Annotated in this window: 13 protein-coding genes; 4 read left to right on the top strand and 9 right to left on the bottom strand. The window is 60.9% G+C overall.

Translation table 11 applies throughout. From position 1 onward, the window contains the following. Positions 1-59: 59 nt before the first annotated feature. On the bottom strand, positions 60-803 hold the full coding sequence (locus SINAC_RS28420; RefSeq protein ID WP_015249020.1) for a peptidase: 744 nt from the start codon (positions 801-803) through the stop codon (positions 60-62). Positions 804-1056: 253 nt separating this feature from the next. Here SINAC_RS28420 and SINAC_RS28415 point away from each other — a divergent pair, with 253 nt between their 5' ends. Next, positions 1057-1929: a transglutaminase-like domain-containing protein gene (locus SINAC_RS28415; protein ID WP_015249019.1), complete on the top strand. Its 873-nt coding sequence runs from the start codon at positions 1057-1059 to the stop codon at positions 1927-1929. A gap of 27 nt (positions 1930-1956) precedes the next feature. Here SINAC_RS28415 and SINAC_RS28410 read toward each other — a convergent pair whose 3' ends face one another. From SINAC_RS28410 to SINAC_RS28400, 3 genes are read right to left on the bottom strand one after another with little or no spacing between them, the layout of a single operon-like run. Beyond that, positions 1957-2991: a transglutaminase family protein gene (locus SINAC_RS28410; protein WP_015249018.1), complete on the bottom strand. Its 1035-nt coding sequence runs from the start codon at positions 2989-2991 to the stop codon at positions 1957-1959. A gap of 52 nt (positions 2992-3043) precedes the next feature. Next, entirely contained in the window at positions 3044-4009 is a 966-nt protein-coding gene (locus SINAC_RS28405) for an alpha-E domain-containing protein (protein ID WP_015249017.1), read from the bottom strand. A gap of 1 nt (position 4010) precedes the next feature. Then, a complete protein-coding gene (locus SINAC_RS28400) occupies positions 4011-5507 on the bottom strand; it encodes a circularly permuted type 2 ATP-grasp protein (RefSeq protein ID WP_015249016.1) in 1497 nt (498 codons plus the stop codon). 502 nt (positions 5508-6009) lie between these two features. Here SINAC_RS28400 and SINAC_RS28395 point away from each other — a divergent pair. Continuing rightward, on the top strand, positions 6010-6342 hold the full coding sequence (locus SINAC_RS28395; protein WP_015249015.1) for a hypothetical protein: 333 nt from the start codon (positions 6010-6012) through the stop codon (positions 6340-6342). Between the two features lie 547 nt (positions 6343-6889). Continuing rightward, positions 6890-7948, top strand: coding sequence for a serine/threonine-protein kinase (locus SINAC_RS28390; protein ID WP_244884905.1), 1059 nt, complete (start codon positions 6890-6892; stop codon positions 7946-7948). Between the two features lie 18 nt (positions 7949-7966). Here SINAC_RS28390 and SINAC_RS28385 read toward each other — a convergent pair whose 3' ends face one another. From SINAC_RS28385 to SINAC_RS28365, 5 genes are all read right to left on the bottom strand, one after another. Beyond that, the gene (locus SINAC_RS28385; protein ID WP_015249013.1) at positions 7967-9448 is read right to left on the bottom strand and encodes a DUF7133 domain-containing protein; all 1482 of its coding nucleotides are present in this window, start codon (positions 9446-9448) and stop codon (positions 7967-7969) included. Between the two features lie 69 nt (positions 9449-9517). Continuing rightward, the gene (locus SINAC_RS28380) at positions 9518-12301 is read right to left on the bottom strand and encodes a PA14 domain-containing protein (protein ID WP_015249012.1); all 2784 of its coding nucleotides are present in this window, start codon (positions 12299-12301) and stop codon (positions 9518-9520) included. Positions 12302-12647: 346 nt separating this feature from the next. Next, positions 12648-13115 (bottom strand): hypothetical protein, encoded by a 468-nt coding sequence (locus SINAC_RS28375; protein ID WP_015249011.1) that lies wholly within the window; start codon positions 13113-13115, stop codon positions 12648-12650. Position 13116: 1 nt separating this feature from the next. After that, positions 13117-13659: an RNA polymerase sigma factor gene (locus SINAC_RS28370; protein ID WP_015249010.1), complete on the bottom strand. Its 543-nt coding sequence runs from the start codon at positions 13657-13659 to the stop codon at positions 13117-13119. Positions 13660-13725: 66 nt separating this feature from the next. Beyond that, positions 13726-14151, bottom strand: coding sequence for a TIGR03067 domain-containing protein (locus tag SINAC_RS28365; protein ID WP_015249009.1), 426 nt, complete (start codon positions 14149-14151; stop codon positions 13726-13728). Between the two features lie 726 nt (positions 14152-14877). Here SINAC_RS28365 and SINAC_RS28360 point away from each other — a divergent pair. After that, positions 14878-19590: a Calx-beta domain-containing protein gene (locus SINAC_RS28360; RefSeq protein WP_015249007.1), complete on the top strand. Its 4713-nt coding sequence runs from the start codon at positions 14878-14880 to the stop codon at positions 19588-19590. The last annotated feature ends 892 nt before the right edge of the window (positions 19591-20482 follow it).

Raw genomic sequence — 20482 nt, 5'->3', positions numbered from 1 at the left:
GTTAGCGCAGGTTTCTTCGATTCCTTCGCCGGTGTTGCAATTCGAGCGACATCCAGACGCTATTTCGGCGTCTCAACCTCGTCGAATTGGACGGGAGGGAGTTCCTGGACGGCCCGGCGGAGCGCCTGTTCCCAATGGGCGTTGATCGCCAGCAGGTCGGGGTCTTTGTCCGTGAACCGTCGCTGTCGGCTAATGCCGAGTTCGTTCCGCGTGTAGACCAAGAGGTCGATGGGAGGGCCGACGGTGACGTTGGATCGCATTGTCGAGTCGAGTGAGATCAAGGCATAGCGTGCCGCGTCCTCGAGGGTCGTCTGGTCATAGCGAACGCCGCGATCCAGGATCGGCCGGCCATATTTGCATTCGCCAATTTGAAGGAACGGTGAGTCCTCGGTCGCTTGCAGTGGGTTGCCCTGCGGATAGATCAGGTAGAGGTCGTGCGGTTGGCCGCGAATCTGGCCGGCGAGCAGAATGTGGACATTGAACTTGTAAGCGTCCTGCTCGAGCGCCTGGCGATCCATGGCTGAGACCTTGCGCACCTGGTCTCCGACGATCCGCGCGGCGTCGTAGAGCGAACCCGCGGTCGCCAGCCCCACCCCCTGGTCGAAGTCTCGCCTCAGCAAAGTCAGCACGGACTGCGAGCACGAGAGGCTGCCGCTGGTCAAGAGTACGAAGACCCGCTCCCCTGGGTCGATGAATGTGTGCATTTTACGGCAAATGTTGACCTGGTCGTAGCTTGCGTTCGAGCGTGAGTCGGAAGCCATCACCAACCCTTCACGCGTCTTGATCCCCACGCAATACGTCATTGCAATGTCCCTTGAGCCGGCCTAGCGCTGCAAACCTCTTTTGTGCGCTCTCATTCTCTTGTCCAGGTGATAGCACGAGCAGGGACGCTCACGCAAGCGGAGTCGCCCTCCCCTTGGCAAGCGTTTTCGCAGTACGCAATCCCTGAGCTGTAATCCCGAAGATCAACTATTGACGATAGACATGTTTCGTTCTAAAATCCAATTTAATGATCCTGCCTCTCGCCAGGGAGACGCACTTAGGCGAAAAAAAGGCATGCTCATACGCATTGGTTACGAGCTGGTCTTTCAGATCCCTTCGGCGTGCCCAATGACGCTGATGCTGGGGCTTCGCCCGGAACGAGCCACCTCGATCCGGAGGGCCGCCGGCATGAAGCTGGATCCGGTGATACCGATTGAGTCGTTCACTGACGGCTTCGGAAACCTGGGATGTCGAATCGTTGCGCCTCCTGGGCGGTTGGTCCTCCTGGATGATTCGATCGTGGAGGATGATGGATCCCCTGATCCTGTCGCCCCCGGGGCCCGCCAACTTCCGGTGGAAGAGCTGCCGGCGGACGTCTTGGTCTACCTCCTGGGTAGCCGTTATTGCGAGGTGGACCGACTGCTGGACATCGCCTGGAAACTTTTTGCCAAGGCGCCGCTGGGATGGGGGCGAGTCCAGGCGATCTGCGACTGGGTTCATCACAACATCCGGTTCGGGTACTCCTTCGCCCGTCCGACCAAAACGGCCTACGACGTCTATGTGGAGCGAACCGGGGTTTGTCGGGATTTCACTCACCTGGCACTGACCTTCTGTCGCTGCATGAATATTCCGGCTCGATATGCCACGGGCTACCTCGGCGACATCGGGATTCCGCCCCAGCCGTGCCCAATGGACTTCAGCGGCTGGTTCGAGGCCTACCTCGATGGTCGATGGTACACGTTTGATGCAAGGCACAACGTCCCCAGGATTGGTCGGGTCGTCATGGCGCGGGGGCGAGACGCCGTGGATGTCGCCCTGACGACTTCGTTCGGCGCGAATACGCTCGAATCCTTCACCGTCTGGACCGACGAAGTAACGGAACCCGAACTCTCGCCTCCGGCCCACGAACTGATCCGCGCGGCGGCAAACCGGATCGTCACGGTCTGAAAGCCGGTGGCAGCCCCGCAACCGGAGTCATTGCTGCTGTTGCTGCTCCCCTTGTTGCTGGTGAAGTCCTGCGCGAGGGCTCCGCTGATTCGGGTAAGCGCTCCGCGCAGCACGCCGGGGCGCAACTCCGACCATTCCCTGCCGCTGGGACTGCGACTGGAGATGGGACTGGGAAAATCCTCCCGTCGCCCTCGGTCGCGGGGGCGACCATTCGTTCCATTCCAGTGTGGCCTGTTCCACGGGATCGACGGTGACGGAGACCCCCATCGTCTCCTGTGAGCGGCCTTTCCAGAGCCCCCGGTTGGGGGGAACGTCGGAGTAGTCACGGCCGACGGCGGTGACGACGTGGTCGTTCTCGACGACACAGGAATGGGTTGGATCGACGTCGATCCAGCCCACTTGCGGGTTGCCCCAGACCTGACACCAGGCGTGGGTGGCGATTTCCCCCGGATGGTTGACGTAGCCACTGACATACCGCGCCGGCAAATGAATACCTCGGCAGGCAGCCAGGAAGAGGTGCGCGAAATCCTGGCAGACGCCACGGCCGAGTTCCAAGGCCTCACTGACGGGCGTCCGCGTTGACGTGACGCGTTTCTCATACTGAAGGCGGGCGGCCACCGCGTTCAGAAGCACGTAAACAACGTCCAGCAGCGTACCGCTGGGTACTTCAAGCGTAGAAACGAAGGCGGTTAAGGCGGGGCTGCGTTCGACAAGCGGGCTTGGCTGGAGATATTCAAACGCCTCGATCGCCACGGAATTGCCCGGTGAAGCCGGCCAGGAGACTCCGGAGAGACGGTCGAGGCCGGATCGCCGATGGGTCCGCACGTAACTCGTCGCTTGCGTGACGAGTTCTCGGTAGGGGCTCGTGATATTGAACAGGTCGACCCGGTTGCCGAATCCATCCCGGTACGACGTGACGGGGGCCTGAGGACTGATCTTTAAATGATACCCCATCGAGGTTTGGTCGTCGTTGGACGGCGGAGCCATGCGGAGCTCGAAGACCGTTTCCGAGACGGGGTTGGAGTAGCTCAGCTTCGTTTCGTGGTGGATTCGGAGCAGCATCTTGCGATTCCTCGGACCCAGGGATCGATGAATGCAAATGGGGCCATTCGGCTCAGGCGACGAAGTAGGCCTGGTGAATCTCTTCGCCAATTCGGTCGCAGGACTCTTGGACCTCGGTCAGGAACAGGGAAAGTCCTTCTCCGATGATCTCTTCCACGTCCATGTAGCGAAGCTCGCTATCGAGCCGGCCCAGTTGCCGCTCGGCTTCGCTGCCGTACTCTTCACCATCGCCTCCCGCGATCTCGCGAAGCGACTCGCAACAGCGGGCGACGCAGAACCGCATAGCGCGGGGGAAGTCGGAATTGAGGACGAGGTATCGGACCACCCCTTCCGGATCGATCCGGTCGTGGTGTTCCCGGAGGTAAGCCTCGTAGGCCGAGCAGCTTCGCAGGAGGCTCGACCAGTGAACCAGCTTGAGTCCGTGTCCGTCGACCGAACCCGGTTCGCGAAGCCCGAAGAGCTTGACGTTGAGGATCCGGCTCATCTGATTCACGCGTTCCAGGTAGCGGCCAAGCTGGAGGAAGTGGAAAACCTCGGTCCTCGGCAGCGTCGCGTCAACCAAGCCGTCGAAGAGAATGCAGGCCCGCTTGATTGTGTCGTAGAACCGGGGCGGACTCGCGGCGAATCGCTTCCGAGCCTTGGAACTGCCCAGATAAAGGTACAGCTTGTTGACCTGGCTCCAGGCCTCGCCACTGAGCGTTTCCTGGGACCCGCGTGCATTCTCCCGGGCCCGACCAAGCATCGCGATAATCGAGTGGCTGTTTTGCCGGTCGAAGGTCAAGAACCGAAGCACATCGTCCCGGTCCCTTTCTCTCGTTCCGTGCGACCGCTCGAAGGCCTCACGACAGGCGAGGATCGTCAGGACGCTCTCGATCGGTCCGGGCCCGTCGGCCGCTCCGTTCAGCCCGGTCGCGTCGAGTTCCAGGTGGAAACCGACGTCGAGGAGTCGCGAAACGTTCTCAGCGCGCTCGACATAGCGGCTGATCCAATAGAGGTTCTCGGCCACCCGGCTCAGCATCTCAGGCGACTCCTTGGCCGGTCGGTGTCGTGACCGGGGCCGGCGGCTTGCCCCGCAAAACCCAGGTATCCTTGGTGCCGCCCCCCTGCGAGCTATTCACCACCAGGCTGCCCCGAGGCAAGGCGACGCGCGTCAGACCACCGGCCATGACCTTGATCTCCTCGCCATAAAGGACAAACGGCCTCAGGTCGATGTGGCGACCCTCAAGGTGATCTCCCACAAACGTGGGGTGCTGGCTCAACGAGATCGTCGGCTGAGCGATATAGCCTCGGGGATTCGCCTCGATCTTGGCGGCGAACTCCTCGCGCTGGGCGGCCGTCGATGCCGGGCCGATCAGCATGCCGTAACCCCCGGACCCGTCGACCGCCTTGACCACCAGCGAGTTGAGGTTCGCCAGAATGTGCTGGCGGTGAGCGGGGATCTGCGGGCGAAAGGTCTCGACGTTCGCCAGAATCGGGTCTTCTTTGAGATAGTAGCGAATGATCTCCGGGACGAACGGATAGACGCCCTTGTCATCGGCAACCCCCGTTCCGATTGCATTCGCAAGCCCGGCCTGACCGGCCCGGCAGGCGCCCACGAGGCCCGCGACGCCGAGTTGGCTGTCGCGACGGAAGGTCAACGGGTCGATGAAATCATCGTCGATCCGCCGGTAGATCACGTCCACCCGCTTCGGCCCCTGGATCGTTCTCATCAGGACCTGGCCGTTGTCGAGAAAGAGGTCGCGTCCTTCCACCAGTTCGACGCCCATCTGGCGGGCCAGGTAGCTGTGCTCATAGTAGGCCGAATTGTGAGCCCCCGGCGTCAGGACGACGACCGTCGGATCATCGCACCCCTCAGGAGCAATCGAGCGAAGCATCGCGAGCAGGTTCGCCGCATAGTCGTCGTTCGGGCGGACGTTGTATTGCTCGAAGAGGAATGGAAAGACTTGTTTCATGACCTGTCGATTCTTCAGCACATAGCTCACCCCCGAGGGCGTGCGGCCATTGTCCTCCAAGACAAGATATTGCCCGTCCGCTCCGCGGATCAAATCAATACCGGAAATGTGAATATAAATATCGCGAGGGACACGCAGCCCCACGCACTCGCGGCGGTAGCTCGAGGCGCCAAGAATGAGCTCTGCCGGAATGACCTGATCCCGAAGGATCTGCCGCTTGTGATAAATGTCATGGACGAAGAGGTTCAACGCCCGAACCCGCTGCGTGAGCCCACGCTCGATCAGGCGCCATTCGTCGTCCGCGATCAACCGAGGGACCGGATCGAAGGGGATGATACGTTCCACCCCCTGGTCCCGGCCGTACACGGTAAAAGTAATGCCTTGGTGCCGCATCAAGAGATCCGCCGCACGGCGACGACGCTCCAATTCGGCAGGTCCGAGCATCGCCAGGCTTTCGAGAAGCGCGGCGTAATGCGGACGCACTTGTCCGGCACCGACGAACATCTCGTCGAAACCGGTCAACGCATAGTCCCCAAAGAGACTCGAGACGGCCCCGTGACGCATCGACAACGTGATGTCCTCACCGACCCTTGGGAGAATCCCTGGACAGGTCCTTTGCAAATATGAGGCCAGACCGATGTTTCTTCCTAAGTCTATTCAACACAATGACTTGAGCCCAAAAAAAGCGAAACCAAATTGTCCGACGTGCGCGATTTGTAGGCACAAAATCCACGAGTTTGCCTGAACTGCACGCATCCGCATCGCCACGTCTTTGGGAGAAATCAAGGACGGGTTCGCCCTCTCGATTCCGCATGTGCGACATGTTGATGGAATTCGACGGCACGCATTCGATGGACCTTGGCCGCCGAGTCTTGAAAACGAGGACTCGTCGAATGTGTCGAGGAACCGAAAAAAGTGGCCTACTTTTACAGTAGGGGGGAACGACACCTGGATATTCCCCCCGTTTAAAGAGGAACGTCTCTAACGATGAGCCTCACTCCCCCCCTTCTCTGGCTCAAGGCCGGATCAGGGCCATTCTTCGGAAGTGATCTTAAAGAGGTCTCTTGTGCCGTACGACAATGAAGAAGACGACGAGATGGAATTGCGGCCGGATCCGTTTGAACCGTTGCCTGAGTCGAGAGAAGGCGTCAGCCACCAGTTGCGCGTCGCGTTTCTTCACCTACTCAAGGAGGGGCTTGGCCGGACGACGGCCGCGTCTCAGTTAGGGATTAGTAACGCAACCTTGAAACGAACGATGGCCAAGAGTCGTTCCTTCCGAGAAGCCGTCAAGCACGTTGAGCAGGTTCGGGTGGATAACCTATTCACTGGTCTTTATGTCGCGGCTCTTCGAGGGAATACCCGAGCCGCGATGTTCCTGCTCTCACGAGAGAAGCGTTGACAGTGGCCGGGGCAAAGGCGTTGACCAAGGCCGGCTGATCACAGAGCGAAGGGTGTCCTGTTACGGAACGAGGTATCGCCGGTCGGAGAATCTTTTGGATCAAGTCGCCGCTCGAGGCCGGGAAGAGGTTGTTGTTCCGGTCTCGGGGCCATGCTCATGCAAGATTTGGGTTTGCAACACGTCTTCTGCATCGCGAAATCGTGGTCAATCTTCGCCAGAGTGGTCCAGGATTCTTGAGAACCAACCTTTCGAAGAGACCATTGCTGGGAGCAAGGCCCCGCACCGAATTACCGCCCGAGAACGCGAGCTCGACGGACCTCACGGATTAAACCAGTAATATCGGTGGAAGGACCGTTACCGTCAGCCACGGTCCGACCTGCTATCGAAGGAATGGTGCTCATCCGAGAAGTAGGGTAAACTTTCCAGGAGAGGGAGAGTTGCCGCAATCCGGAGCGCACCCTTGGTTCACATAGTTTCGGCGTCAGCGTGGACAGACAGTGGCACTCACCCGCGTAACCATACGCCCGAGGGTCGGGTGAACAATTCAGTGGGGTCCAAAAACGCCGCGATCAACGGTAAAATCGCCCCATTTACTCCAGAACGCTCGGGGACTTCCGACACGATTTTTCAACGACGCCCCGGCGCATTCAACAGAGTTGATCCCGGCCCCGGTCAGAAGTGTCAGCCGAACCAGCAGTTTGGCCGTTTTCACCTGGTAGAGCGACTCGGCTCAGGCCGCCAGGGGCAGGTCTGGAAGGCCATCCAACTTGAACCAATCGTCGAGACGGTGGCATTGAAGCTCCTCGCCCCTGCCCTTGCGCACGATCCAAAGCGGTTGGCCCAATTTCATCGCGAGGCCGAGGTCGGTGCCCAACTCGAAAGCCCGTCGCTGCTCCAAACGTACGAGTTTGGCGAGATCAACGGGTTCGTTTTTCTGACAATGCCGCTAGTCAACGGGATCTCGCTCGACGAGGTCATCGTTCAAATGAGGTCGGGGCGAGCCCGACGGCCGGAGGGGTGTTGGGCTTGGTGGTCATGGCTGACCGAGGAAGCCTACATTCGCGCGATGGTTCGGGTCATCAGCCGGATCGCTCGGGCGCTTGCGGTCGCTCACGCCAATCAGGTCGTGCACCGGGACGTCAAACCGGCCAATATCCTGATGGACCGCCAACTCGAGAATCGCGTCTACCTCTCGGACTTCGGACTGAGCCGCGACCTCGATGGCCCCCCTCCCCTGACGACTCTCTACGGCACGGGCACCCCCTTGTACATGGCGCCCGAGAAACTGGCGGCTTGCCCTTCCGATGACACCCTCTGCGACGTCTACGCACTGGGAGTTACGCTTTTCGAGGCCGTCACACGAGTCCATCCGCTGACCATTCCCGAGGGCCTTGCTCCTTCGGATTGGGTCGCCTACATCGCGGTCGCCACGCCAAGTACCCCCCGCGCGGTGAATCCACGAGTGCCCACGTCCCTCGAAGCCGTGATCATGAAGGCGATGCACCGTGATCCTGCAAAGCGGTTTCCCTCCGCGTCGGTCCTGGCCGATGAACTCGAACGGCTCGCCACGGGTGAGCTCGGCCCGAGATCGGTTCGACCACGCTGAGCCTCGGCCTCTTTTTTTTCAGCTTCCCGGGATCGCATTCAAGGTGTAATAGGCGTCCGGGTGAAGAAGCGGCCGTCCCGCGTGAGAGCGAACGCCATCGAGATGGAACTCGTGGACGTGGCCCACCTGCAGCTTGCTGACGGCGAGGCGAACGACCTTACCATCCTCGGAAACCTCGACGCGGTCGATCGTCGGGGTAGTCGGGTCGACCTCGGGGCTCCCATAACTCGACTGATAGATATAGGTATAGGTCGTTAAGCTGTAGGATTTGGGATCCGCCGCCGTGCTCCGATCGACGGGGGCGGTGAACGTGAGTTCGAAGCCGTCAGAGCGCGCATGAATCTCGTGGATCTCGAACGGAACCTTGCCGCTCCAGGCCAGGCGTTGGAGTGCGAACGGCTTGCCGCCGCGCGATCCCCATCCCCGACTCGTGCCGCCGACGAAAAGAGTCCCCTCCTGGGTCATCAGGAGGGGCAGACAACCCGACGCAAAATCCTTGCGGAAGGGAAGGCAGGCTCCCTGATATCGGCCATCCACCGTTTCCAGCACGACCCTCATCACCGTGCTCGCGGCCTGGTCGCCGACAAACATTTGGCCGGCGAAGGGACCAAACTTACCTCCGGTGAGATCCGAAGCGATGCCGCTGGCCGACTGCCCCATCTTGGGGTACGGGAAATAGACGGCGGGCGCCAGCAGTTCCGGGATCTTTTTCACCTCAATCGCCATCCGGCTACCGCTCTCGGGTTCCTTGGGGCGTGGGCCCACCATCCCGGCGGCCTCGTGCCAGCGGAGCCCGGCCGGATGCCCGAGAAAGGCCCCGGGCTTGAGATGCTTGAGGCTACAGGCGCCATTCCAAGGTCCCTGGTTCTCGGTATAAAACATGTCGCCGGCCAGGTTCATCCCGAGCCCTCCCGGCGATCGGATGCCGCTGCTCGTGGGGATCGCCTTCCCATCGGGCGAGATCCGGAAGCACCAGCCGCGATACAGGCTCTCACTGGTGAACGAGCCGGTCAGGCAGAGCGCCACCCAGATGTGACCGTCCCGGTCGAACTTCGAGCCGAAGGCGTACTCGTGATAGTCGCCGTTGATTTCCCAGAGGTCACTGACCGTTTCGAACAGGTCAGCACGGCCATCCTGATTCGTATCCTTGAGTCGGGACAACTCGCCACGCTGCGTGACATAGAGCCACCCGTCCCGATAGGCCAGGCCGAGGACTTCGTGTAAGCCGTGCGCAAACCTCTCAAACTTCACCTTAGCAGGGTCGTCCGAGAGCGGGTTGGCAACCAGGAAAATCTCTCCTCGACGCGTCGCGACGGCGAGCTTGCCGTCGGGCAACATCTCGAGCGCCCCTGCTTCGAGCACGACTCCTTCCGGAATAGGCAGAGTCACAAGCGGGTAGTAGTCCGCTTCCGACAGGATAGGATCTCCCGCCCGAGCGACTCCGAGAAGTCCCAGCAAAAGGCTCGCGACGGTCATACCCCACAAAACAGGTCGAAACATGAGTCGGTTCTCGACATATATTGAAAATGGCCTTGTGTCGTGTTGTCTCGAGCGGATTCCGAAGCCGATTTACCAGTCGATCTGCTCGATGATTTTGGCCTCGTCCCTCGAGAAAATGAGGGGGACCAAGAGCTCAGCCTTTCCTGCCGACCTGCGGATCAAGGGTTCTGCACTCGACTCAATGCGAAGCTTCCATTCCCCATTGACCGTATGCCAACCATCGGCGAGCGGCTCGATTTTGTCGCCAACCGCCGCGCGAAACCAGAGGTCGCCGGGCGGGTTGGCCGCTTTGATCGACAAGGTCCGCCGCAAGCTGGGCGAATCCTTCGAAAGGCCTGGTTCGGGAAAGTCGGTAATCTGGGCCGAGTTGAAGCTGGAGAGGAAGGTCGGACGTCCTTGCGGATCGAGCCGATACCCACGAAAACGGTAGCCGAGATCTTTCGGAGACTGGGTGGGCCAAGGGACGGACCCTGAACTGAGCGTTGCGAAGCCAGGCCCCTCGGGGAGATTCAGAACGTTGTCGCCCAGGGGGCCCTGGAAGCCCGCGCCTCGGGCCGACCAGTGGCGCGAGGCGTCGATGAATGCGCCTTGCCAGATCAAGGCGATTCGCATCTCGTTCGCGTCGAACGCGAGGTTCAACTTCTCGGGATACCCAACCCCAATCCCGCGCGGGCCTGCCCCTTGAATGAAGTTGCGGTAGATGACAGGCTCGTGCTCGGCGACGAGCGGAATCGGGTCGCGCCCCAGGCCGTAGGGTTCCACCGCCTTGTTGCCGTCCGCCAGGAACTGCCAGATCGCCTCGATCTGCTGAGGGGTATCACCCTCGAGGACCTTGGGTAACAGGCTCTTGCCTTGGGGCCAGGCCACGGGCATCCGAGTGCCTGGCCGGAAGGCTTGCGGGTCGACCAGATAGTGGTGAAACCAGTCGCGCCTGAGCCGCTTGGTCATGACCGTCATGTCAATCGCCTGTACTCCCTCGGTCTCGACCCCTTTGAATGTATGACACTTGATACAGGCGAGGGCCTCGCTCCCGGTCAGGTAGCGACCATCCGACTTGATCCGACGGGGTGGCAGGTGGAACGCGACCGGCTTCACCGGTTCAAGGACGTCGATCGTTTCGAAGGCTGTGATCAGATGGCTGGTATTCGCTTTCCCGAAGCGGGGCATTCGCGTCAGCATATAAGGTCGGTCCTTCGCACCATCGCTGACGATGTGCGCCAGGGATTCGGCCGTGAGCTTGGCTCCGACCCCGTCGAGCGATGGGGGGATGCGTCCTTCGTCCCCCATCTCCTGCTGCTTCGTCCGGAAGAACGCGTTGCGCGCCTCTTCAACGCCGCCGACTCCGCCTCGCTGATGGCAGGCAAAGCAATTCAAGCGGTGCAAGGTTCCCGAGAGCACTTCGCGGGGCGTGACGTGAGAGCCGTCGCCCCGTTGGAAGCCGTCGATCGCCACGGCCAGCGTTTCTCGCTGCCGGGCCGTGAGCGGGTAGACCGGTGCCTTCGCCGGATGCGTGGGGTCGAGGCACCCTCGGTTGGTCTCGAGTTGGGCGAGGGAAGTCGCGGTCAGGCGGGATGGGATCGGTGAAAGGTCCTGACGCAACGCATGGCAATTCGCGCAGCCAACCGTAGCAAATCGTTCGCGCCCTTGGTCGACAAGTGACTCCTCAATGACGAATTGCTTCTCGGCCGTCTTCGACTCGGGCGACTGGGGCTGATCGGTCAGGGAGAGCGCGCCTGTGATAGGCTGACGCGGAATCCCAGGACCCGAATAGTCGAGGTCGCACTCCGCCCCCGCCCCACCGTTGAAGAAGGCGGCGGTGAGCCGATGTGGTCCCTTCGCCATCCGGATCGTGCCGCGTTTTTCCCTCGGCGCATGGATCCCGTCATTCTCGACAGCCACCTCTTCATCCAGGAGCAACCGACTACCGTCGTCGGATTTGAGGTAAAAGGTGTAGTCGCCGTCGCGCTCGATGTTGAGAAATCCCTCGAACAAGAGCGCGAAGTTGTCGGACCGACTTGCCACCGTGAGATCGATCCCAACCGACGGCCCCGTTTTGAGGGGTGTCAGCGAGGCGAAGTCGGGGAGATTTTCCCAGGATCCCTCGAAGTAAGCGTATCTGAGATTCGGCTTGGCTGTGTCGTGGAGGTCGCGGAGCAGGTAGGCCGCAAGCTCTCCCGCCTCATTGCCGGTGAGGCCGAGCGCAGGCATCCGCCCCGAGGGACGCACCTTGAGCGGGTCGCTGAGAAAGGTGGTTAGGCTGCCCAGCGTGTACTTCTCCGCCAGGTTACCGAGCGGCACCGACGTGGCGATCTGCGGCGGGTTCGACTCGAGAGAACCGTGGCAGGCGAGACACCCAATACGTTGATAAAGGGTCCGACCACTCGCGATTGCCTTGGCGGTGGGATTGATTCCGACCATGCGCCCGCTCGCAGCAAGGAAGTGGGTCAAGGCCTCGACAGTCGCTCGTCGCTCCTCCCCCGGTAGGTGGGCAAGGAGGTTCGGCATCGTCGTCCCCGGCTTCGTGGCTTGCGGGTCGAAAAGGAAGGAACGCAAATATTCGGGCCTGACCCGCGCCCCAACCGCATCAAGGATCGGCGCTTGCTTGGCTCCGATCCCGGTTTCCGCTCCCTGACCGGCTTGGTGGCAAGAATTGCAGTTCAAATCGGCAAACAGCAAGCGACCCGCCTCGGAGGCGTTGGAACTGGGGTCGACGAAGAATCGCTCGTAACCCGCGACAATCGGGTGGTCGGGAGGCGAGTCAACCGCCGGTTCGGCCTCCGAAACCCGTGAGGAGATCAGGCCAGCGAACCCAATGATCAGAATCAGCAGGGGCTTTCGAACCTCAACACTCATCACGTTCATCCCCCTGAAGGACCGGTCAGCCGGTCGGCCAGCCTGAAGCTTCGAGCGGGACAACGGCAGGCGGATCGCCGGATCAACGCCTCTTGCGATCCCGCTCACCTGCGATCATTCCGACCCCACAAAGGATGTGTCCAAGTGATTCACCAGAGTAGCGAGCACCGGATCCGTTGACAAACGTTTCGCACTTCTACCCCGGAACTCGGGTTTCAGACCAAGGCAAGCGCCGATGACCGCGCCAGCAACAGATTGACCACCTTCATTGCAAAAGGAGGTATTTTTTCGAAGGTAGTCGTTCACGGCTGCCTGCCAAGGCTACGGCCAAAGCATCCCGGCGGCCTCAGCGGGGACCGGCTTGCTTTAGCAGTTTCAACTGCTCCGAAATCTCGAGGAGAGTGGCATTAACCTGGCGAATCGTCGCACCGCGAGAGGCGAAGACCAGGAAGACAGTGCCGAGAGCGGCGAGCGTAAGAACGGCGACAGATATCGCGACCACCGCCGTCGTCTTCTCGATGACCGCCCAGTGGACCTGCTCCATGCGTTCACGTTTGGCCGACGTGACTCGGCCTCGCTCGACATCCCGCGCCAATTTCCTCTGTTCGGGGTGGAGGGCCAGGAGGGCATAGAGGACCACGAGGATACCGGATGCAGCGATCACCCACAGGACGATGGTCAGGACGGCCAAGAACCGGACCCGTCGCCGATCGCGTTCGAGGACCTTCCGGGTGAGCTGGTGAGCGTCGGGGACGGCATTGAGTCGCGTCGAATCCAGCCCCAGGAGGGCCTCTCGCAGTTCTTTCTCAGTCATCCTATCCGGTCCCTTCGATGACGCGGCGTAGGGCACGCTTGGCATAGTGGAGGCGAGACCGCACCGTGCCGAGGTGACAACCGACGATTCCGGCGATCTCCTCGTAAGTCATGCCCTCAATGAACCGGAGCACCAGAACCTCCCGGTGCTCCGGCATGAGCGTGTCCAGCGCGCCGTGGATATGCTCGGCATCCTCCGCCGAGAACTCTCCCACATCACCGGCCTCATCAATGAAATGGAAGTCTTCGAGTGGGAGGTGAGACCGCCGCCGCCGTAGCTCACGAAAGGCCCGATCTCTCGCAAGGCGATAGATCCACGCGGGGAAAGCGCCGGGCTCGATCAGCCTCGTTATACCACGGAATGCGTCCAACCATACCTCCTGGAGGACATCCTCCACGGCCTGCACCCCGCCGAGCATCTTTCGCAGGTAGTAGCGCAGTCGCGGCGTGTATCGGACGACGATCTCCTCGAAGGCGGCCTCATCCCGGGCTTGGCAGCGGAGGAGCAAGACTCGTTCATAGAGCCGATCCGCGGCGTCGGTCATGTCGAGCCCCGATTGGCATGGACGGTCGCCACGGACCGACGGAATTGTTCCCGGCCCGACCCGGAATCAGGGCTTCTCCCGCTTGAGAACGAGCAGCAGGGCCTTCGCTCCGGCCTTGGTGGCGAAATCGGTCGGACGGTCATCGCCGATGCCCACGCAGATCTTCAATCCGTCCCCCTCGAGCCTGTAAACTCCGGCCAGTGTCTTGTCCTCCGCACTCATCGAAATCTCCCTCGGCGTCTTGGTCGCATCCAGGGAGAATGTCCCCTTCGTCTCTTTCTCGCCCGTCTTCCATATGAACTTACCGCCGGTGAAGGTCATCCTGACATCCTTTAGTCCCTCCGCCGGCGCCTTCTGCCCCGCCTTCTCGCCTGTAGAGACGGTCCAAGAACCCTGGATCTTGTCTCTATCTCCCTCGTCTTCGGCATGAACCACGGCCAGCTTGCCGGTCAGTAGCATCACCAGAGCGGCCAGCGCAGCGATCGTTCTCATCTCGCGCCTCCTCGTGACTTGGGGCCCGAACGCACCTAAACGACACTAAGGAAAGTTGCGCCAGGCCTTTGGAAAGTTCACCGGTATCCGTTGGCGACGGAATCAGGGCGAGTTGATTACCGCAGGACATGCCAAGAGTGAGGGCAACGGATTACCATCGAGCCACGCCTCCAGGACGGCTACTTTCGGAACTCCAGAGGGTTCTTCAAATGCCAGATTTCGCTCTGCTCTCGAGTTCACAATCAGCCAAATCAAGAGCCCTCAAGCGAAAGTCAATGTCGGGCCAGCGCCAGGCGGTCAATCCGTCCCTTTTTTGAAACGGCATTTTTTCGAAACTTTTCGCTTCCCTTTGCAAACACTCCCACTCAGAATGAATTTGTTCGGAGAGAGCCGTCCGATCATGGCAAGGGCTTCAGGTGTACGACAACCGGGTGTACGCGAAGCCGAAGGAACCGCTCAAGCATTATCCAGATTCGTATGGGAGGGCGACGAAAGCCCTTGTTTCGATTGAGATGGCCATGGTCGCGAATGATCCGAAATCCACAATAATCGTTTCCTTTTGACTCTGAGGTTACTCCTCTGTATATTTTTCAATGAGTTGGGTCGTGCCATACCTCGTATGACGGACGTAGAAGTCCTGAAAAGAGCGACCCGCCTCGGATTCCACGCTCGGGCAGGAGTCGCGCATCTTCGATTCTCAACCACGTTGATTGAGAGACCCCGTCCATGCGCACGCCATCGTTGGAGCTCCCGCGGCGGTCCAAGTCGACTCGCCAGCATTCCGTCCGCCCACGTCTGGAACTGATGGAAGGTCGGATTCTGCTCACGATCTTCCCCGTGACGGACGTGCTCGACAGCCTCTCCCCAGGCACCCTGCGGTGGGCGATTGGCCAGGTCAATCACGGCGACGGGGGAGATACGATCGCGTTTGCGATCCCGGGGACAGGTGTCAAGACGATCCGTCTGAGCTCTGCCCTACCAACCCTCTCGGTTCCCGTGACAATCGATGGCACGACCCAACCGAGTTACTCGGGCACTCCGCTTATCCAACTCGATGGATCGGGCGCCGGCGCGGGGGCCAACGGTCTGAGTGCTTTGGCAGGCTCAACGACCATCGTTGGTCTCTCGATCGTTCACTTCCAGGGGGATGCAATCCACCTGACCGGGGCCGGCAACAACCTGATCCTGGGCAACTACCTGGGAATGACGCCCGATGGATCGACTGTGGGGGCGAATGGAGGGCACGGGATCTACGTCGGAAGCGGCTCGAATCAGATCGGCAGCGCGCAAGCAAACCAGGGAAACCTGATTTCGGGAAATCTCGGATACGGTATCGCACTCGACGGCGGCTCGGCAAACGTGGTCGAAGGAAACCTCGTCGGAGTCGATGGCAGCGGAACGCTCAAGCGGGGCAACAACGCAGGCGGGATCTTGGTCAAGAATGCCCTGAATAACCGCATCGGTGGGACGAGCCCTTCGGCCGGCAACGTGATCTCAGGCAACGGAGCGCATGGAGTCGAGACGTTCGGATTGACCGATGGTCTACTCATTCAAGGAAACGCGATCGGTACCGACCGGTTTCATACGTTGAACCTCGGAAACCTGATCGATGGAGTTCATCTCTTCAGCAGCAATAACACCATCGGAGGGCTGGCTCCGGGCGCAGGCAATGCCATCGCGTTCAACGGCAACCCGGGAATCGGCATTGGGGCAGGTGTTTCCTTAATTCTGAATGTGTCAAATAATCAAATTTTATCAAATATTTTCTTCTCGAATGTTAAGCTTGGTATCGATTTAGGCGGGAGCGGGAACCGGAGCCAGCAAGCCCCTACCCTCAACGCGGCGAGCACCGGCGCGAGCTCGACCACGATTAGTGGCTCCCTGACCGGGAGCCGCCCGGACGCGGCGTATCGAATTCAGTTCTTCGCGAATGGCACGCCCGACGCGTCGGGCTTTGGCGAAGGAGAGACTTTCCTCGGCACGTTGCAGGTCAACACCGACCACGCGGGAAATGCCGTCTTCACTGCCACGCTTCCCGCCGGAGTCGCACCGGGCGCACTCATCAGCGCAACGGCGACGGATCCAGCGGGCAACACATCCCAGTTCGCCCTCAACCTCTCCACCAAGGGGACGGCGGATGTCGGCGTCGCGGTCTCCTCGTCATCCTCCTCGGTGCAAGTTGGCGGCACAGTTACGTTCACGTTGGTTGTGACGAACTATGGATCGACCGCGGCCCGAGGGGTGTCGGCTACGAACCTGCTTCCCCCCGGTGTCACGCTCGTTTCCGTCTCTTCGACGGATGGATTCCCTGTCCCAGGCCCGAACTCGATCTCGTTCTATTTCGGGGGCCTGGAAGTCGGTCAGTCGAAAACCGCGACGATCGTCGTGCAGACGTCGGCCGCATCCGGGAACTCGATCACGAACTCGGCGAGCGTCACGAGCCAGGAAGGGGATCCGAACCCGGCCAACAATATCGCCTCGGTTTCTGTTCCGGTCACTGCGTTGGTCGATCTCGCGGTCGACGTGCAAGGAACACCAGGCGCAGTGCTCGTCGGTCAGAATGTGACGTACATCGTGACTGTGAGAAACCTCGGGCCTTCCCAAGCGACGGGCGTGACCCTGATCGATCTCCTGCCCGAGAACGTAACATTGGTCTCGGCCCAAGCGACCCGAGGAACGACGTCGATCCTAGGAAACAGGCTCACCACCCTGATTCCGACCCTCGACCCCAATTCGCCGCCCGTCGTTCTCACGATTGTCGTATCCACGAACGCGTCAACCCCCGCTTCGATCTCCCACACCGCGACGCTGTCGGCAAACGAGCTTGAAGCCTCCCTGGCGAATAACTTTGCCTCCGTCACGACGACGGTCACGCCGTTGGCCGACCTGCAAGTCCGCGTTCAAGGCCCCCCTCAACCGACGCTGGTGGGGCAGCCCCTAACCTACATCGTGACGCTGACGAACCAGGGGCCCTCGACGGCCACCGGCATCTCCCTGGTCGACGTCTTGCCCGACGGTGTCGTGTTCGTTTCGGCGAGCGACAACGTTGGAGGAACTCTCACGATCCGTAACGGGGTCGTCACTGACGAATTCGCGTCGTTGGCCTCCGGCGGAGTCGTCGTTCTCACGATCGTGGTCACTCCCACACTCGCTTCCGGGGCTTCGCTGACCAACAGGGCATCTGTCACAAGCCTCGTGTCCGACCCCGACAACACCAACGATTCCGCCTCGGTCACAACCACGGTTGACCCGGCTGCCGACCTTTCCGTCATCGTTGCAACGAGCAGTGCGGAGGTGGGCGTCGGCAGGCCTTTGACTTACACGATCACGGTGACGAACCGCGGGCCATCGCCGGCTCCCGGGGTGATTCTGATCGACCTCCTGCCAGCGAATGTCACCGTCACCTCGATCACCGTCAGCCAAGGGGAAACAACCCAATCATCGGGGCAGGTGATTGGTAACATCGGGACACTCGCCGCCGACGCGTTTGCCACAATGACCATCGTGATCCAGACGTCGGCTGCCAACACGCCTGCGATCACCAACACTGCGACCGCGTCGTCCGGCCTGGCCGACCCCACGCCCGACGACAACAGCGTCACGATCACGACCAACGTCACGCCGAGGACCGACCTCGCCGTAAGCATCACGCCACCGACTGGCCCCTTGCTCGTCAATCGTCAGGTCTCCTACGCGGTGACGGTGGCCAACCACGGCCCCTCACCGGCCACCGACGTGAGCTTGACCGAGCTCTTGCCGACCGGCGTCGCGTTCGTCTCGGCCATTGACAGCCTCGGAAATGTTCTAACCCCGGTCAATGGCCGCCTGGTCGACAAGATCGGCCACCTCGCGGCGGACAGTTCGGTGACCCTGACGATCGTCGTCATGACGATCGTTCCCGGGAACTTCGACATCTCCGCAACCGCCACAGGAGCCGAACCCGACGACGATCTGTCCAATAACATGGCCACGTTCACGACCGCCGTGGTCCCGGCCGCCGACCTCGCGGTGCGTCTGGTGGCGAGCCGTGGGCAAGTGACGACCGGCGACCGCTTAACCTACACGTTGACCGTGACGAACCAGGGGCCGTCGCCAGCGACCGGGGTCGTCCTCAATGAGACCCTCCCCCTGGGCCAGTCCATCGTCTCAGCAACCGCGAGCCAGGGGAGCGTCTCACCAGGGGGCGGGCTGGTGACCGCGCGGCTCGGCGACCTGGCGGTGGGCGCATCGGCGACCGTCACGATCATCGTGATCCCGACAGTCGCCGGCGCGGGGACCGCCAGGGCCACGGTAAGCAGCTTGGAGATCGACCCGAACACGGCCGACAACCTGGCAATTGTGAATGTGCAGGTCGTCGAGCCGCCCGGCGCCTTTCAGTTCGCCTCGCCCACAGTCGTCGTGCCCGAAACTGCGGGGTACGCAACCATCGTCGTGCAGCGAACCGATGGCCGTCAGGGCCGGGTTGCAGTGAACTATTACACGGTCCTTTCGGGAACAGCCACGCCCGGACTCGATTTCATCCCCGTTTCGGGCACCTTGGTTTTCGAGCAGGGGGAGACGACCAAGACATTCACCGTGCCGGTCCTCGCCAACCCGTACACTAATGGGGACGGCACGGTCACCCTGGTCCTACGAGATCCTCAAGGGGGGGCGGTCCTCGGCGCCTTGAGTTCCACCACCCTGGTCATCCACGACATCGACCCTGATTTCACCGGCCCAAGTATCGAGGAAATCCGCCTCTTCGGCCCTGCCACTTCAATCCAGTACATCACCTTGCACTTCAGTGAGTTGCTCAACACCACGACTGCGCTCTCATCCGCTAACTATCAACTCTTCGACGTGGGGCCCGACGGCCGTTTCGGCACCAGCGACGATCGCCCGATTCTGCTCCAGCCACCTGGCTATGACCCCGCTCACAACACCGTAACCCTGGTCCCCACCACTCCCTTACTGGCCAACCGTTTCTACTATGTTCAAGCATCGGGGATCCGGGATATCGCCGGTAACCTGCTCGTACCGGGTCCCGGGGCAACCTCGGCGAACCAGTTCGGGGCCTACCTCGTCCGAGGTACGAGCCTGCAATATCTCGACAGCCACCAGACCGTCGTCTCGGTTGGTGTGGCCGGAGGGGGACTCCTCGACCTGACTCGATATGCCAACGGAGACGGTGATCGGCTACAACTCCTGAACCCGACACCTCGTCGGACCGTTCTCACGGGGCGAGTCCGTGGGGGACAGAACACCTCCTCATTCTCATCGATCACAGGGCTGGGCGCCTTCGGACAGGTCCGAGTGATGATGAACTCGCCCGCGATCCTTGTGGGAAACATGCCCTTCAACCGCCGGTTCTTCTCCCCGCCGGCCGTCGACGGCGTCTTCAATCCCGTCGCTCCTCCCGGCAAGCCAACCGTTCAACGCCTGCGTCGTGGCCGCCGTTAAGCAAGGCAGCCTGCGGCTCTTGAGGGACTGGTAAATCCAGAATCGGGAAGAATTGAGCAAGAAAATGCCGACGCCCTGATGGCTCTGGCTGGATCGGATTCAGAGGGCTGCCGGACAAAACGAAAAACCGCCTGGACCTCCATTCAAGATGGGTCCGGCGGTCAGCTTTACTGTCAAAAAAAGGAGTTGCGGGCTGAATTGTCGAACCCGCCAACGACCGGTTCGCGGTCAGGAGCGGTCGGAACCAGGTCGGGATTCAGCGGTGGTCGGAATCGCGGTGCGACCGCCCCGCGAAGAGTTGACATAGGCCGAGGTCAGCATGCTCAAAACGGCCGAGCGGCGACCGGCCCGCGACGACTTGCCACCACGACGGATTCTTGCCACGGTGCCCGCCCACACGAAGCCAGAATGCATGGGTGCGTTTTTTGGAGAATTCGACTCGCTCATCAATCCAAACTCCCACGAGGGAAACCATCTCCATGACGGTCGGAGCAGGCTTCACAAATCCGTAGAATCGAGAAGAACTCGAATCCCATTCGACGTGCCGCATCGACCTTGATGCTGGTTGCCGGAGCGTCTGAAACCCTTGCCATCGAGGCGAGTTCCGTCGACGCCACGATCGAAGCCCTCTTGCGGTCACGGCCACTGCCGGACCACCAGACGCTTCGACCCTCATGAAATCGAAGTTCGCGTCCCCTTCTCATCGGACAACAAGCGCCCTACGCTTAACCCCTCTTATTCGGAAAATCGGACGAACTCCCCAAACGGAGAGGACGGCCGCTCTCGGAACGGGCTCTCGGGTAGGCACGTCACAACCGGGATCGATCGAGAGAATAGGCGACATCTCAAGTTCTACCAGAGCCGTTGGGATGCGCCAATTGTAAAAACAAAG

It is taken from the genome of Singulisphaera acidiphila DSM 18658 (genome assembly GCF_000242455.2).
Lineage (GTDB): Bacteria > Planctomycetota > Planctomycetia > Isosphaerales > Isosphaeraceae > Singulisphaera > Singulisphaera acidiphila.
The sequence above is the reverse complement of the archived record's forward strand: the minus strand, read 5'-3'. Positions and strand labels throughout refer to the sequence as shown.

Excerpts from the sequence above, each read along its gene's own strand:
- SINAC_RS28420 (WP_015249020.1), bottom strand. The coding sequence starts at position 803 with ATGACGTATTGCGTGGGGATCAAGACGCGTGAAGGGTTGGTGATGGCT.
- SINAC_RS28415 (WP_015249019.1), top strand. The coding sequence starts at position 1,057 with ATGCTCATACGCATTGGTTACGAGCTGGTCTTTCAGATCCCTTCGGCG.
- SINAC_RS28410 (WP_015249018.1), bottom strand. The coding sequence starts at position 2,991 with ATGCTGCTCCGAATCCACCACGAAACGAAGCTGAGCTACTCCAACCCC.
- SINAC_RS28405 (WP_015249017.1), bottom strand. The coding sequence starts at position 4,009 with ATGCTGAGCCGGGTGGCCGAGAACCTCTATTGGATCAGCCGCTATGTC.
- SINAC_RS28400 (WP_015249016.1), bottom strand. The coding sequence starts at position 5,507 with ATGCGTCACGGGGCCGTCTCGAGTCTCTTTGGGGACTATGCGTTGACC.
- SINAC_RS28385 (WP_015249013.1), bottom strand. The coding sequence starts at position 9,448 with ATGTTTCGACCTGTTTTGTGGGGTATGACCGTCGCGAGCCTTTTGCTG.
- SINAC_RS28380 (WP_015249012.1), bottom strand. The coding sequence starts at position 12,301 with ATGAGTGTTGAGGTTCGAAAGCCCCTGCTGATTCTGATCATTGGGTTC.
- SINAC_RS28375 (WP_015249011.1), bottom strand. The coding sequence starts at position 13,115 with ATGACTGAGAAAGAACTGCGAGAGGCCCTCCTGGGGCTGGATTCGACG.
- SINAC_RS28370 (WP_015249010.1), bottom strand. The coding sequence starts at position 13,659 with ATGACCGACGCCGCGGATCGGCTCTATGAACGAGTCTTGCTCCTCCGC.
- SINAC_RS28365 (WP_015249009.1), bottom strand. The coding sequence starts at position 14,151 with ATGAGAACGATCGCTGCGCTGGCCGCTCTGGTGATGCTACTGACCGGC.
- SINAC_RS28360 (WP_015249007.1), top strand. The coding sequence starts at position 14,878 with ATGCGCACGCCATCGTTGGAGCTCCCGCGGCGGTCCAAGTCGACTCGC.